General features: G+C 70.1%; 16 protein-coding genes. 1 reads left to right on the top strand and 15 read right to left on the bottom strand.

Translation table 11 applies throughout. The features are described 5' to 3' along the window. Positions 1–125: 125 nt before the first annotated feature. From tatC to ACWCV3_RS25280, 10 genes are all read right to left on the bottom strand, one after another. Positions 126–1022 (bottom strand): twin-arginine translocase subunit TatC, encoded by an 897-nt coding sequence (gene tatC / locus ACWCV3_RS25325; protein WP_451228433.1) that lies wholly within the window; start codon positions 1020–1022, stop codon positions 126–128. Between the two features lie 90 nt (positions 1023–1112). Continuing rightward, complete coding sequence (tatA, locus tag ACWCV3_RS25320; RefSeq protein WP_451228542.1) at positions 1113–1385, bottom strand: Sec-independent protein translocase subunit TatA; 273 nt, start codon at positions 1383–1385, stop codon at positions 1113–1115. A 263-nt stretch (positions 1386–1648) separates the two neighbouring features. Beyond that, the gene (locus ACWCV3_RS25315) at positions 1649–1843 is read right to left on the bottom strand and encodes a hypothetical protein (RefSeq protein ID WP_451228430.1); all 195 of its coding nucleotides are present in this window, start codon (positions 1841–1843) and stop codon (positions 1649–1651) included. Positions 1844–1853: 10 nt separating this feature from the next. Further along, on the bottom strand, positions 1854–2135 hold the full coding sequence (locus tag ACWCV3_RS25310; protein ID WP_451228539.1) for a hypothetical protein: 282 nt from the start codon (positions 2133–2135) through the stop codon (positions 1854–1856). A 32-nt stretch (positions 2136–2167) separates the two neighbouring features. Further along, positions 2168–3163, bottom strand: a complete 996-nt coding sequence (locus tag ACWCV3_RS25305) for a helix-turn-helix transcriptional regulator (RefSeq protein WP_451228427.1) — start codon at positions 3161–3163, stop codon at positions 2168–2170. 17 nt (positions 3164–3180) lie between these two features. Further along, positions 3181–4134, bottom strand: coding sequence for a helix-turn-helix transcriptional regulator (locus tag ACWCV3_RS25300; protein ID WP_451228424.1), 954 nt, complete (start codon positions 4132–4134; stop codon positions 3181–3183). A 181-nt stretch (positions 4135–4315) separates the two neighbouring features. Then, positions 4316–4696 (bottom strand): FKBP-type peptidyl-prolyl cis-trans isomerase, encoded by a 381-nt coding sequence (locus tag ACWCV3_RS25295; protein WP_031180035.1) that lies wholly within the window; start codon positions 4694–4696, stop codon positions 4316–4318. Positions 4697–4770: 74 nt separating this feature from the next. Then, positions 4771–5772 carry an FKBP-type peptidyl-prolyl cis-trans isomerase gene (locus tag ACWCV3_RS25290; protein WP_451228420.1) on the bottom strand — a complete coding sequence of 334 codons (1002 nt, stop codon included), beginning with the start codon at positions 5770–5772 and terminating at the stop codon, positions 4771–4773. 143 nt (positions 5773–5915) lie between these two features. After that, positions 5916–7277 carry a Pup--protein ligase gene (gene pafA, locus ACWCV3_RS25285; RefSeq protein ID WP_030812727.1) on the bottom strand — a complete coding sequence of 454 codons (1362 nt, stop codon included), beginning with the start codon at positions 7275–7277 and terminating at the stop codon, positions 5916–5918. Positions 7278–7286: 9 nt separating this feature from the next. Beyond that, positions 7287–8546 carry an MFS transporter gene (locus ACWCV3_RS25280; protein WP_451228416.1) on the bottom strand — a complete coding sequence of 420 codons (1260 nt, stop codon included), beginning with the start codon at positions 8544–8546 and terminating at the stop codon, positions 7287–7289. Between the two features lie 140 nt (positions 8547–8686). Here ACWCV3_RS25280 and ACWCV3_RS25275 point away from each other — a divergent pair, with 140 nt between their 5' ends. Next, on the top strand, positions 8687–9703 hold the full coding sequence (locus ACWCV3_RS25275) for a LacI family DNA-binding transcriptional regulator (protein WP_451228413.1): 1017 nt from the start codon (positions 8687–8689) through the stop codon (positions 9701–9703). Positions 9704–9782: 79 nt separating this feature from the next. On the opposite strand, the gene prcA is transcribed toward ACWCV3_RS25275, so the two are convergent. The 5 genes from prcA to dop form a co-directional block, all read right to left on the bottom strand. Further along, complete coding sequence (prcA, locus tag ACWCV3_RS25270; protein ID WP_451228410.1) at positions 9783–10547, bottom strand: proteasome subunit alpha; 765 nt, start codon at positions 10545–10547, stop codon at positions 9783–9785. Positions 10548–10613: 66 nt separating this feature from the next. Further along, a complete protein-coding gene (gene prcB, locus ACWCV3_RS25265) occupies positions 10614–11459 on the bottom strand; it encodes a proteasome subunit beta (RefSeq protein WP_451228407.1) in 846 nt (281 codons plus the stop codon). Next, a complete protein-coding gene (locus ACWCV3_RS25260; RefSeq protein WP_451228404.1) occupies positions 11411–11899 on the bottom strand; it encodes an endonuclease VII domain-containing protein in 489 nt (162 codons plus the stop codon). The genes prcB and ACWCV3_RS25260 overlap by 49 nt, the downstream gene beginning before the upstream one ends. A 166-nt stretch (positions 11900–12065) precedes the next feature. Continuing rightward, positions 12066–12284 carry a ubiquitin-like protein Pup gene (locus ACWCV3_RS25255; protein ID WP_030812711.1) on the bottom strand — a complete coding sequence of 73 codons (219 nt, stop codon included), beginning with the start codon at positions 12282–12284 and terminating at the stop codon, positions 12066–12068. A 167-nt stretch (positions 12285–12451) separates the two neighbouring features. Next, entirely contained in the window at positions 12452–13963 is a 1512-nt protein-coding gene (gene dop / locus ACWCV3_RS25250) for a depupylase/deamidase Dop (RefSeq protein ID WP_451228400.1), read from the bottom strand. Positions 13964–14218 lie beyond the last annotated feature (255 nt).

Genomic DNA, 14218 nt, shown 5'->3' with positions numbered 1-14218 from the left:
TCGCTTCCCGCGCCCGCCGAACCGGAACGACTGCCTCCGGCCCCGCTCGCGCAGGCCGCCGCCCCGGTGCGCGAGGGGCCGGACGGAAGATCCGTCCGGCCCCTCGCGCACGCCGAGCGGTCCGCTCAGGTGACGTCGTCGTAGCCCTCGTAGCGGCCCGGCGGCAGGGCCTCGGCCTGGCGGGCCTGCTCGGGGACGGCGGCGGTCAGCCGCTCGGGGCCGGCGATCGGCTCCGGCCGGTGGTCCAGCGGCGAGGCCTCGTCGTCGTCCAGCTCCGTCGCCTCGTCGGCGCGCTGGCGGCGGCGGTCGTTGAGCAGCGCGATGCCGACGGCGATGAAGTACAGCACCACGATCGGGCCGGCCAGCGCGATCATGCCGAAGGGGTCCGTGGTGGGGGTGGCGACGGCGCCGAAGACGAAGACGCCCATGACCACACCGCGCCACCAGCCGGCCATGCGGCGCCCGGTCACCACACCGGCGAAGTTCAGCATGACCAGCAGCAGCGGCAGCTCGAAGGCGCCGCCGAAGATGAGGATCATCCGGACGATGAAGTCCAGGACCTTGTCCATCGGGAGGATGTTGGCCGAGCCGTCCGGGGTGATGCCCAGCAGCACCCGCATGCTGATCGGCAGGATCGTGTACGCGAGCCAGGCGCCCGCCATGAACAGCGGCACGGCCGCCGCCACGAAGCCGTAGGTGTACTTGCGCTCGTTGCGGTGCAGGCCCGGCGCGATGAACGCCCAGAGCTGGTAGAGCCAGACCGGGCTGGAGACGACCACGCCCGCCATGAAGCAGACCTTCACCGTGGTGGTGAAGGGCGACAGCAGGTCGGTGTAGGCGATGACCGCGCAGGAGCCTCCGGTGGACTCACCCAGGCCCTTGGTACAGCGCGGCACCGGATGCGAGAGGAAGGACATCAGGTCCTGGCTGTAGAAGGCGGCCACCACGGAGACGACCGTGATCGCGAGCATGCCCTTGGCGAGCCGGTTGCGCAGCTCGCGCAGGTGCTCCACGAGCGGCATCCGCCCCTCGGGATCCTTCTCTTTCTTGCGGGCAGACTTGAGCAACCCACGTCCTCATCTCGTGCGGCAGGCCGGTGGTGCGGCCGCGGATCAGCGCTGGGGGGTGTCCGTGGGCTCGTTGACCGGGCGGGCGCTGTTCACGTCGCCGGGGGCGGCCTGGATGGTGCGCTGCGCGGGAGGCTGCTCGCCGGAGGCCGGAGGAGTGGAGGTGTTGCCCTCCTCCTTCATCGCCTTCGCCTCGCTCTTGAGGATGCGCGCGGACTTGCCCAGCGAGCGGGCCATGTCCGGAAGCTTCTTCGCGCCGAAGAGCAGGAACACGACGACGAGAATGAGAATGATCTCGGTAGGACCGAGCCGTCCGATGCCCATGAGTTAGTACCTTCTCACCGAGGCGGGGGTGGGGGTGCTGTCCGACCGCTCGGACAAGTGTCCGGAGGGCCGCGCCGACAGCGATCGTAACGCTCGGGGGTAAACGAGAGGCAATCCCCGTGCGTACTCCCGGTCCGCGGTACGCGCCTCGTTCTCCGTACCGCGACCAGCAGCGTACCTGTACGCCTGTGCCTCATGGCAGGGCGAAGTGGCGCAAACCGCTTGTGGCGCTTCCGGCGTCCAGCTCGCGCCGCTGTTCAGAGCGTGTCGGCGGCGCGTGCGGTACTGGCCGCGGCTCGCTCCAGGTCCTCGGCGGCGCGGCTGATGCGGCGCCCGGAGTCGGCCACCTGGAGGCCGAGCCGCCGCGCGGCCGCGAAGACCCGGACGGCGAGGACCCCCAGGACTGCGAGACCCAGAAATCCCATGGCTACCGCGAACATCGGCCAGAACATGAGGACGAGCCTAGACCGTTCCCGAACCCGCCCGGACGGTGGAGTGCAGCCGCAGGGTCCGCACCCCGGCCCCGCTGAGCAGCTGCACGATCCGCTCCCCGGCGGGCTTGCGGACCGCCGTGCCGCACTCGGGGCAGGTGAAGGAGTAGAACGTGGTCCGGCTGGAGGCGCCGATGGCGAGCCGCAACGCGTTGGCGGCGAGTTCGAACCGGCCCCGGCACTCGGTGCAGGCCGCCTTGAACACCACCGGGACGACGCGTCGCATCCCGGCGAAGGCGGCGGCCGCCGTCACCTCGCGTGCCGTCCCGGGCACCGGGGTCTCGTTCACGGCGTGTGCTCCCGTCCCTCGTAGGCGGCCAGGGCCTCGCGGGCGGCCCGGCGGGCGCGGTCGGCCAGGTCGGGCGGCGACACGATCCGGCCGTCGGGGCCGAGCCGCAGGGCGAGCCGGCGCAGTGAGGCCGGGTCGGGGGTGCGCAGGGTGATGCGCAGGCCGCCGTCGGGCAGCTCCTCGGCCGTGTCGTGCGGGTAGTACTCCGCGACCCAGCGCCCGCCGGGGCCGACCTCGACCACGACCTCGGGATCCTCGGCGGCGGGCTGCACCAGCCCCTCGGACAGGTCGCGCGGTTCTATCTCGGGCGGCGCGGCCGGTTCGTCGAGGATCCGGATCTCCGCGACCCGGTCCAGCCGGAAGGTACGGCGCGCCTCCGAGCGGCGGCACCACGCCTCGACGTAGGTGTGGCCCATGGTGACCAGGCGGATCGGGTCGATCTCCCGCTCGGTCAGCTCGTCGCGGGCCGGGGAGTAGTAGCGCACCCACAGCCGGCGGCGCTCGGAGATGGCCCGGTCGACGTCGGCGAAGACCCCGCCCTCGGACTCGAAGGTCACCGACAGCCGGGAGCTGGCCCCGGCCGCCTCGCCGGCGGCGGTCTCCACCTTGGCGGTGGCCCGGACCAGCGCCTGCCGGTCGCTCTCGCGCAGGCCGGGCAGGGTGGCCACCGCTCGGGCGGCCACCAGCAGCGCGGTCGCCTCGTCGGCGGCGAGCCGGAGCGGCTCGGCCGCGTCCTCGCCGAGCGCGGCCGGGTTGTGCCACCAGATCCGCTCACCGTCGGTGTCGATGTCCAGCAGGTCACCGCCCCGGAAGGACGTACCGCACATGGGCAGCACGTCCAGGTCGGAGACGAGTTCGTCCTCGGTGATGCCGAAGGCGCGGGCCACGTCCGCGATCCGGGCGCCGGGCCGCTCGCGCAGATACGTGACCAGCGACAGCATCCGCCGGGTCTGGTCGATGGCGTTCAGGGGCTTCGCCGGTTTGCCTGCCATGGTGTCTCGCTCCGCTCTCAGCCCTTGGCCACGGCACGCAGCCGGTCCACCACGTCCGCCCGCAGTTCGGCCGGTTCCAGCACCACCACGTCCGGCCCGAACTCCACCAGCCAGGCATCCAGCCCGTGCCCGTACGGAATCTCCAACTCGTCCCAGCCGTCGCCCAGTTCACGCACCTTGGTGGCCTTGGCCCGCAGCGGGTAGCCGGCGCCGGAGCGCAACCGGATCAGCGCGGAGCGGTCGGCGGTCTCCCCCGCCCAGCCCCGTACGGTCTCCCGCACCGTCACCACGTCCGGCACCGGTGCGGTGAAGCCGCTGCCGCGGGCGCGGACCTTGCCGGTGATCCGGGACAGCCGGAAGACGCGCTCGGCACCGCGCTCGCGGTCGAAGCCGGCCAGGTACCAGTGGCCGCGCCAGCACTCCAGCGCCCACGGCTCGACATGCCGGGTCTCGGGGTGCGCGGCCGAGGCCTTGCGGTAGTCGAAGACCACCGGGCGCCGGTCCCGGCAGGCCAGCATCAGCGGCTCGAACGCGGCCTCGTGCACCGGGATGCGCGGCTCCAGCGCGCCGTGCGAGCCGTAGGGGTCGACGTCCTCGGGCAGCCCGGCCGCGCGCAGCTTCTGCAGGGCGCCGCTGGCCGCGCCGGCCAGCCGGGCCTGCTGCCAGACCTTGGCGGCCAGGCCCAGGGCGGCCGCCTCCTCGGCGTCCAGGGTGATCGCGGGCAGCCGGTTGCTGTCACGGCGGGCGAGATAACCGACCTCGCCCTCCAGGTTCTCCACGGTCTCGATGACCAGGCCCAGCTCGCGCAGATCGTCCTTGTCCCGCTCGAACATGCGGTTGAAGGAGTCGTCCGACCCCGCTTCCAGGTACGCCTCGACGGACCCGCGCAGCTCGCGCTTGCTGAGCGGCCGCCGCGCGCCGAGCAGGCACAACGCGAGGTTCATCAACCGCTCGGCCTTGGCAATGGCCATCGACGCCCTACGCCTTTCCTCATGTGCTTCCGACCGTTGACCGTACCGCTCCCGGGTGGCGCGGCAAAAGCCGGAACGAACAAGGTGGGCCGTTACGGACGAGGACGGTCGAAGAAGAAGGGCCCGCGCACCAGGCGCGGGCCCTTCTCCGGACACGAACGGTCAGGCTCGACCGGCCGGGTCAGCGCTTGCCGACGCCCACGAGGTCGCAGACGAAGATCAGCGTCTCACCCGGCGCGATCCGGCCGCCGGCACCCCGGTCGCCGTAGGCGAGGTGCGCGGGGATCACGAGCTGGCGGCGGCCGCCGACCTTCATGCCCTGCACACCCTTGTCCCAGCCCTGGATGACCTGGCCGACACCGAGCTGGAAGTCCAGCGGGGTGCCCCGGTTCCAGGACGCGTCGAACTCCTCACCCGTGGAGAACGCGACGCCCACGTAGTGCACCTTGACGACGTCGCCGGCCTCGGCGACCTCGCCGTCGCCCTCCCAGATGTCCTTGATCTCAAGGTCCTTCGGCGGCTCGCCGCCCGGAAAGTCGACCTCGGGCTTGTCGATGCTCACGTCAAAAGCTCCCGCGTGTGTACGAAACGAAACATGGACAGTCTGTCATCCCCGCAGCTCGCGCACCCGGCGCGCTACATCGCGGCGAGGATGTCCACCGTGAAGACCAGCGTGGCACCCTTCTTGATACCGCTCCCGCTCGGCGGATTGTCGCCGTAGCCCAGGTCCGGCGGCACCACGACCAGCACCCGGCTGCCGACCTTCTTCCCCGTGACCCCCTGCGCCAGACCCTTGACGACCTGTTCCATCTGCTCCACCGAGAACTGGCTCAGCCGCCCCGAGCCGTACGTCGTCTGGAACGTCCGGCCGCCCTGCCACTCGAGCCCCTGGAACTGGCACAGGATCGTCTGCTTCGCGGTGACCTCGTCCCCGTCGCCCTCGAGGACGTAGTTCGACACCAGCTTCTTCGGCGGGTCCGACTTCGGCAGCGTCACCTTCGGCCGGCTGCCGTCCGTGTTCGTGGCCACCTTGGGCAGGGCCGGGTCCGTCTGCGGGACCACCTTGCCCTTCGCCGAGCTCTTGGTGTTGAAGGAGTCCAGCAGGTCGATCACGAACACCAGCGTGTCCGTGCCCTTGATCCCCGCCTGCTCGTTGCCCGACGGGCCGTACCCCCAGGTCGGCGGCACCGCGATCTCCACCCGGCTGCCGATCTTCTTCCCCGTCAGCGCGTAGCGCCAGCCGTCGATGATGCTGCCCCGCGCCAACTGCAGCACCAGCGGACTGCGGTCGTAGGAGTTGTCGAACACCTTCCCCGAGCTCCAGATCTGGCCCAGGTAGTTCGCCTCGATGAAGTCGTTCTCCGCGACCGTGCGGCCGTTGCCCGCGATCACCGTACGCACCGCCAGGTCCTTGGACGGCTGGCCCATCCCCTTGGCGACCGTCGGCTTCTCCCCGAACTTCGTCCCGCCCGTGATCGCCGGCAGCGGCCCGTCCACGATCTTCGGCGGCGGAGGCGACGACGCCGACGGCGAGGGGGACGCACTGGTCGCGCTCGACTTCGAATCGCCGTCGCCGCACCCGGCGAGCGTGACCAGTCCAGCGGGAACGGCGGCCATGAGGAGTGAGCGTCGGCGCACGGGAGATGCCTCGTAATCGGTCGATCTTGCGGATTGGTGCGCGCAACTCTACGGCGTGACAAGGGCGCCGTACGGGAAACGTACGGCGCCCGTGTGGCGCTCGGGGGCGATAGCGGCAGAAGCCACGGCCCCGGAGACCGTTTCTACATTCCGGCGATCAGTTTCTCCACCCGGTCGTCCACAGAACGGAACGGGTCCTTGCACAACACCGTGCGCTGCGCCTGGTCGTTGAGCTTCAGATGCACCCAGTCGACCGTGAAGTCCCGGCGCTGTTCCTGCGCCCGCCGGATGAAGTCACCACGAAGCCGCGCCCGAGTCGTCTGCGGCGGCACCGACTTGCCCTCGAAGATCTTCAGGTCGTTGCAGATACGCGCCGCCTGACCCTTCTTCTCAAGCAGGTAGTACAGCCCGCGACGCCGGTGGATGTCGTGATACGCGAGGTCTATCTGCGCGACCCGCGGATGCGACATCGTCATGTTGTGCTTCTCGCGGTACCGCTCGATGAGTTTGTACTTCATCACCCAGTCGATCTCGGTACCGATCCGGTCGAGGTCCTCCGTCTCGATCGCGTCCAGCGTCCGGCCCCACAGCTCCAGCACCTGCGCGACCGTGCCCGTACGGATGCCCCGGCGGTCGCAGAAGTCCACCGCCTTGTCGAAGTACTCGCGCTGCACCTCCAGCGCCGACGCCTCCCGGCCACTGGCCAGACGCACCTTGCGCCGGCCGGTGATGTCGTGGCTCACCTCGCGGATCGCCCGGATCGGGTTCTCCAGCGTCAGATCCCGCATCACCGTGCCCGCCTCGATCATGCGCAGCACCAGATCGGTGGCGCCGACCTTCAGCAGCATCGTCGTCTCGGACATGTTCGAGTCGCCCACGATGACGTGCAGCCGCCGGTAACGCTCGGCGTCCGCGTGCGGCTCGTCGCGGGTGTTGATGATCGGCCTGGAACGCGTCGTCGCCGACGAGACGCCCTCCCAGATGTGCTCCGCCCGCTGGCTCACGCAGTACACCGCACCGCGCGGCGTCTGGAGCACCTTGCCCGCCCCGCACAGCAACTGCCGGGTCACCAGGAACGGAATGAGGATGTCGGCGAGCCGGGAGAACTCCCCGTGCCGCGCCACCAGATAGTTCTCGTGACAACCATAGGAGTTGCCCGCCGAGTCGGTGTTGTTCTTGAAGAGGTAGACGTCGCCCGCGATTCCCTCCTCGTGCAGGCGTCGTTCCGCGTCCACCAGGAGTCCCTCGAGAATGCGCTCGCCGGCCTTGTCGTGGGTGACCAGCTCGGTCACATTGTCACACTCGGGTGTCGCGTATTCCGGATGTGAGCCCACGTCGAGATACAGCCGGGCGCCGTTGCGCAGAAAGACATTGCTGCTGCGGCCCCATGACACGACACGGCGGAAGAGGTACCGCGCCACCTCGTCAGGAGACAGACGCCGCTGTCCCCTGAACGTGCACGTGACGCCGTACTCGTTCTCCAGCCCGAAAATGCGGCGGTCCATGACTGAACATTACGCCCGATCCCCTGAACTGAAACGGGGTTCGGCAGCACGATCTGGATCATTTTCCGATGAAGCCGCAACGACACCGCCCTCCGCGGGAGCCGTCAGCGCCCGTCCCGTGGCCAGCAGCACCAGCAACGACACACCCCCCGCCACCCCCGGCAGCGCGAACCCCCACGACGCACCACCCGACTGGACCACCGGCCCGGCGAGCCCCGTCCCCACCGACGCGCCCACCGTGAACGTCGTCACCAGCCACGAGAACGCCTCCGTCACCGTTCCCGCCGGAGCGTGCCGGTCCACGATGATGAACGCGCACGCGATGCACGGCGCCAGGAACACCCCCGACACCACCGACAGCAGCACCATCGCCACCGGCCCCGGCATCCACAGCAACGGCAGATAGCACAGCGCCAGCAGGGCCACCAGCACCCTGAGCCGCCGCTCCGGCGCCCCCGGCCACCGCCGCGCCCCGTACACCGTCCCGCCGGCCAGCGCGCCCAGACCCAGCCCCGCCATCATCCAGCCGTACACCGCGTCACCACCGTGCCCGTCCGCGTACGACACCGACGCCACCGTGATCGACCCCATCGCGATCCCCACGAACAGGAACGCCCCCAGCAGCGCCAGCAGCCCCCGCGACCTGAGCGCCCCCAGCCAGTGCGCCTCCCGCGGCTCCGAGCGCCACGCCCGCGACGGCGCCGACACCACCACCGACAGCGCGCCCAGCACCCCCACCAGGTTCAGCACCAGCAGCGCCGCCCGCTCCGACCACACCGCCACGCACAGCGTCACCAGCAGCGGCCCGACCGTGAACATCACCTCCTGCGCCACCGCGTCCAGCGCGTACGCCGTGTGCACCTGCTCCCCCCGGCGCAGCACCGACGGCCACAGCGCCCGCAGCCCGCCCTCCAGCGGCGGCGTGCACAGACCCGCCAGCGCCACCAGCGCGTACGCCGCCCCCGGCGGAGCGATCCCGCAGAACGCGAACCCCGCCATGGCCAGCGCCGACGCCACCGCCGCCGGCAACTGCACCCGCGGCTGCCCGTACAGGTCCACCAGCCGCCCCAGCAGCGGCTGGCCCACCGCGTTCGCCACCCCGTACACCGCCGCCAGCGCGCCCGCCAGGCTGTACGTACCGCCCTCCGCGCGCACGAAGAGCACCATGGCGATCGGCGCCACCGCGTTCGGCAGCCGGCCCACCAGCGTCCCCGTCAGCAGGCGCAGCGCATGCCGCGCCCGCAGGATCTCCAGATAACCCGTCGCCATGTCCCGCCCCTTCAGCGGCCGCTCCGGCACCCCCGACCGCCGTCGCGATGTCCCCGAAGTGTTACGTATAACTAACGGTTTCATACGTACCATGTGCGCTGTCCGACCGTCCACACAGCACCCAGAGGAGCACGACCGCGGTGGCACGCAGCAGCACGCGCCCGACCAGCCGTGACGTCGCCCGCGAGGCCGGAGTCAGCCAGGCCGCCGTCTCACTCGTCCTCGGCGAAAAATGGCGCGGCCGCGTCTCCGAGACCACCGCCCAGCGCGTACGCCAGGCCGCCGCCGACCTCGGCTACCGCCCCAACCTCGCCGCCCGCAACCTCCGCCTCGGCCACACCCGCACCGTCCTCCTCGTGGTCCCCGCCCTCACCACCGAGTTCTTCGCCGGCGTCTACACCGGAGCCGCCCGCGTCGCCGCCGAACACGGCTTCGGCGTCGTCCTCTATCCCTCCCCCGAAGGGGTCGGCCCCGCCCGCGACCCCTTCGCCAGCGCCCAGGCCGCCCTCGACGGCGTCATCGCCTCCTCCATGGCCGCCGACGCCCTCACCGCCATCAGCGGCGACCAGCTCCCCCTCGTCATGCTCGACAGCGACCCCGCCGGCAGCCTCGGCGCCGCCACCGTCAACCTCGACATCACCGACGGCGTCCGCCAGGTCACCGACCACCTCCTCGGCCTCGGCCACCGCCACCTCCTCCACCTCGCCGCCGACGTCCCCTCCTGGACCTTCGAGATCCGCGCCCGCGAACTCGCCCGGCGCCTCGCCGCCACAGCCGGCACCCGGCTCACCACCGCCCGCGCGCCCATCGCCATCGACGCCGCCCGCGCCGCCACCGAGACCGCCCTCACCACACCCGGCCCCCGCCCCACCGCCGTCGTCTGCGACGACGACAAACTCGCCGCCGGCGCCTACAAGGCCGCCCGCCGCCTCGGCATGCGCATCCCCGACGACCTCTCCGTCACCGGCCTCGACGACCTCGCCCTCGCCACCGCCCTCGACCCCGAGCTGACCACCGTCCGCCTCGACGCCGAACTCTTCGGCGAACGCGGCATGCAGACCCTCCTCGCCGTCCTGGACGGCCGCGAGCCCCCACACGGGGACATCCCGGTCCAGCTCATCCCCCGCGCCTCCACGGCCCCGCCACGCCCCTCCTGAGGCCCTGCCCGCAACACACAGTGCCCCCGACCGGAAACCGGCCGAGGGCACTGTCGACAGACATCGCGCGGCGCGCGCCTCACTCCTCCTCGGAGCCGGACGCGTCGTCCGGATCGTCCGCACTCTCCGCCTCGGTCGCCGCGCCGTTCGCCGCCAGCAGCCGCGACAGCTGGCCGCCCACGATCCGCTTGAACTTCCGCTTCTGCGGCCGCGTCCGGTCCAGCACCGCCACCTCCAGGCGCTCCGCGGGAATCTCCCGCTCGCCGCCGTTGGTGTCCCTCGAAAGCGCCTGCACCGCGAGCTTCAGCGCCTCCGCCAGGCTCATCCCGTCCCGGTGACGCTGGTCCAGGAACGTGCTGATCTGCTCCGCGTTTCCGCCGACCGCCACCGAACCGTGCTCGTCCACGATGGAACCGTCGTGCGGCAGCCGGTAGATCTGGTCGCCCTCCGGAGTCTCGCCGACCTCCGCCACCACCAGCTCCACCTCGTACGGCTTCTCGGCCGCCGAGGAGAAGATCGTGCCCAGCGTCTGCGCGTACACGTTCGCCAGACCACGCGCGGTCACGTCGTCACGGTCGTAGGTGTAACCCCGCAGGTCCGCGTACCGCACACCACCGATGCGCAGGTTCTCGTACTCGTTGTACTTGCCGGCGGCCGCGAAGCCGATCCGGTCGTAGATCTCGCTGAACTTGTGCAGCGCACGGGACGGGTTCTCGCCGACGAACACGATTCCGTCGGCGTACTGCATGACCACCAGGCTGCGACCGCGCGCGATGCCCTTGCGGGCGTACTCGGCGCGGTCCGCCATGGCCTGCTGGGGTGAGACATAGAACGGCGTCGACACCGGTTATCCGTCCCTTTCTGTCATGGTCACTGGGATCACCTCACTGCGAAGACCGAGAGCGCCCGCTCAGAGCAGGGCGGCCCGCGGACCGTCCGGCTCCTCCAGCCGCCGCTGGAGCACCGCGCGCGACAGCTCGGACGCCTCCTGCTCGGACAGCCTGCGGAAACCGTCGTCGGTGATCACCGTGATGATCGGATAGATCCGGCGCGCGACGTCGGGACCACCGGTCGCCGAGTCGTCGTCGGCCGCGTCGTACAGCGCCTGCACCACCAGGGTGGTGGCCTCGGCCTCGGTCAGATCCTCACGGAACAGCTTCTTCATCGCACCGCGAGCGAACACCGAGCCCGACCCGGTCGCCGCGAAGTTGTGCTCCTCGCTGCGGCCGCCCGTCACGTCGTACGAGAAGATGCGGCCCCTCTCGCGGTCCAGGTCGTACCCCGCGAACAGGGGGACCACGGCCAGGCCCTGCATGGCCATGCCGAGGTTGGAGCGGATCATCGTCGACAGGCGGTTCGCCTTGCCCTCCAGGGAGAGCTGCGCGCCTTCGACCTTCTCGAAGTGCTCCAGCTCCAGCTGGAAGAGCTTGACCATCTCCACGGCCAGGCCCGCGGTGCCCGCGATGCCCACCGCGGAGTACTCGTCCGCCGGGAAGACCTTCTCGATGTCCCGCTGGGCGATGACGTTGCCCATGGTGGCGCGGCGGTCACCGGCGAGGACGACGCCTCCGGGGAACGTCACGGCCACGATCGTCGTCCCGTGCGGGGCCTCGATCACGCCCTGCACCGGCGGCAGCGTCCGCTTGCCCGGCAGCAGCTCCGGCTGGTGGTCCGACAGGAAGTCCATGAAGGAGGACGATCCAGGCGTCAGGAAGGCAGCTGGTAGACGCCCGGTGCCACGAGTATTGGCTTCCACGAGTTTCCTTCCAGATAGGCGGCGGCCCGGCGTACGGCCTCGGGATCGTCCCCCAGCTTGCCGATGGCCGAATTGCAGTTGAAGCACAGTACGCCACGGACCCTACCCGTCTTGTGGCAGTGATCCACATGTGCGGCCGGGGCATTCAGACAGATCACGCAGAGCCCGCGCTGCGCCGCGATCATGGCGTCACGCTCTGCTTCGGTCAGGCCGTAGCTGCGTTTGAGATGACCGGCACGGCCCTCTGCGGCACGGCATGTCCTACAGCGCGTGGACAGCCCGTCCGAGGCGGACGAGTTGCGATGCCATTCGGCCCACGGTTTGACCTCGCCGCACTTCTGACAGAGCTTGTGCCCGGACGGCACGTCCACCTTTTCCCGAGCCGGCTTCCCCATGGCTTGCCGACGGCGCCGGTAATGCGCGGCGCCGTATTGCGCCACGCACTCCCGGCAATACGGCTGGAGACCGTCACGTCGGTTCCGGTCCCGTGCGAACGCTGCGGGAGGCAGCTCCCGCTCACACTTCCCGCAGCGTTTCGCGTTCGGTTCCTCGACCACCCGACTCCCCCGCACCCTTCACTTCGAAGGCGATGCCGTCAATTTACCTTTACTCTCCGCCTTTTTGTACGAAGGAGCGCACGAAGTCCTCGGCATTTTCCTCAAGTACGTCGTCGATTTCGTCCAGCACCGAGTCCACGTCGTCGGTGAGCTTTTCCTGTCGTTCCTTGAGGTCCTCGGAGCCCTGCGCTTCCTGGGTCTGCTCCTCGACCTCTTCGGTGGAGCGTGTGGCCTTCTGCTGGCCGCCGCCGGTGTCCTTGGTCGCCATAACCCTCACCCCGCTCAGTTCGCCGTTCGCTGATGATCAGACCCTACAAGCCGGGTCCGACATCGGCCCCGTAGTTCCGGGAACGTACGGGGGCCATCTCGATGATTCCCTGACGCCGGGATTTCCACCCTGCGAAAGGAGCCGAATCCATGTCCCGGACCGGGGTTTCAATTGCCGGACAGCACCCTGACCAGCTCATCCGCGGTCCGGCACCGGTCCAGCAGTTCCTTGACGTGATTTCGCGTTCCGCGAAGAGGTTCCAGGGTTGGCACCCGCTGGAGCGAATCGCGGCCGGGGAGGTCGAAGATGACCGAGTCCCAGGAGGCAGCGGCCACGTCGTCCGCGTACTGCTCCAGGCAGCGGCCGCGGAAGTAGGCCCGCGTGTCCTCCGGCGGCTTCGTACGCGCCCGCTCGACCTCCGCGTCCTCCAGCAGCCGCTTCATGCGGCCCTTGTCGACCAGGCGGTTGTAGAGGCCCTTCTCGGGGCGCACGTCGGCGTACTGGAGGTCGACCAGGTGCAGCCGGGGCGCGTCCCAGTCGAGGTCGTCGCGGCGGCGGTAGCCCTCCATGAGCTGCCGCTTGGCGACCCAGTCGAGTTCCGCGGCCAGGCTCATCGGGTCGTTCTCCAGCCGGGTGAGGGTGTCCTCCCAGCGGACGAGGACGTCCTTGGTCTGGTCGTCCGCGTCGGCGCCGTAGCGCTCCTCGACGTACTTGCGGGCCAGCTCGAAGTACTCCATCTGCAACTGCACGGCGGTGAGCGTGCGTCCGCTGCGCAGGGTGACGAGGTGCTGGAGGGAGGGGTCGTGGGAGACCTGGTGGAGGGTGCGGACGGGCTGGTCCACGGCGAGGTCCACCGCGATGAAGTTGTCCTCGATCATGGAGAGGACCAGTGCGGTGGTGCCGAGCTTGAGGTAGGTGGAGATCTCCGAGAGGTTGGCGTCGCCGATGATCACATGGAGCCGGCGGTACTTCTCGGCGTCCGCGTGGGGTTCGTCGCGGGTGTTGATGATGGGCCGCTTGAGAGTGGTCTCCAGGCCCACCTCGACCTCGAAGTAGTCGGCGCGCTGGCTGAGCTGGAAGCCGTGTTCGTGGCCGTCCTGCCCGATGCCGACGCGGCCGGCGCCCGCGAAGACCTGGCGGGAGACGAAGAAGGGCGTCAGGTGGCGCACGATGTCCGAGAAGGCGGTCTCCCGCTTCATCAGGTAGTTCTCGTGCGTGCCGTAGGAGGCGCCCTTGTTGTCGGTGTTGTTCTTGTAGAGGTGGATGGGCTGGGCGCCGGGCAGCGCGGCGGCACGTTCGGCGGCCTCGGCCATGATGCGTTCGCCCGCCTTGTCCCAGAGGACGGCGTCGCGCGGGTTGGTGACCTCGGGCGCGCTGTACTCGGGGTGGGCGTGGTCGACGTAGAGCCGGGCGCCGTTGGTGAGGATGACGTTGGCGAGGCCGATGTCCTCGTCGGTGAGCTGGCTGGAGTCGGCGGCCTCGCGTGCGAGGTCGAAGCCTCGCGCGTCGCGCAGCGGGTTCTCCTCCTCGAAGTCCCAGCGGGTCCGGCGGGCCCGGTGCATCGCGGCCGCGTAGGCGTTGACGATCTGGGACGAGGTGAGCATGGCATTGGCATTGGGGTGGCCGGGGACGGAGATGCCGTACTCCGTCTCGATGCCCATTACTCGCCGTACGGTCATGCGGCCCTCCTTGCCCGGCGGCACCCTCTGTCTTGGGTGCCGCTCGCGTACCGCTGGCGCTCCGGTGCGTGTGCGGTGCCCGTCCCCGCGCTGCGCGACTCGGCGGTAGGAAAGAGCCTAGAACGCCTTTGCACTGGTGGGGAGATCATTTGCGTCATTGACTGCTCCGGTCGTGGCCTGAAAAGCGAGCGGCTGCGGGTTGCCCGGGGGGGGCTACGCAACCGCACCCCCCGGTAAAGGGAAAGAAACAGTTTA

This window comes from Streptomyces sp. NPDC001781 (genome assembly GCF_053596035.1).
This window is presented reverse-complemented; position numbering and strand designations above follow the sequence as displayed.

Excerpts from the sequence above, each read along its gene's own strand:
- tatC (WP_451228433.1), bottom strand. The coding sequence starts at position 1,022 with ATGCCGCTCGTGGAGCACCTGCGCGAGCTGCGCAACCGGCTCGCCAAG.
- ACWCV3_RS25315 (WP_451228430.1), bottom strand. The coding sequence starts at position 1,843 with ATGTTCTGGCCGATGTTCGCGGTAGCCATGGGATTTCTGGGTCTCGCA.
- ACWCV3_RS25305 (WP_451228427.1), bottom strand. The coding sequence starts at position 3,163 with ATGGCAGGCAAACCGGCGAAGCCCCTGAACGCCATCGACCAGACCCGG.
- ACWCV3_RS25300 (WP_451228424.1), bottom strand. The coding sequence starts at position 4,134 with ATGGCCATTGCCAAGGCCGAGCGGTTGATGAACCTCGCGTTGTGCCTG.
- pafA (WP_030812727.1), bottom strand. The coding sequence starts at position 7,277 with ATGGACCGCCGCATTTTCGGGCTGGAGAACGAGTACGGCGTCACGTGC.
- ACWCV3_RS25280 (WP_451228416.1), bottom strand. The coding sequence starts at position 8,546 with ATGGCGACGGGTTATCTGGAGATCCTGCGGGCGCGGCATGCGCTGCGC.
- ACWCV3_RS25255 (WP_030812711.1), bottom strand. The coding sequence starts at position 12,284 with ATGGCGACCAAGGACACCGGCGGCGGCCAGCAGAAGGCCACACGCTCC.
- dop (WP_451228400.1), bottom strand. The coding sequence starts at position 13,963 with ATGACCGTACGGCGAGTAATGGGCATCGAGACGGAGTACGGCATCTCC.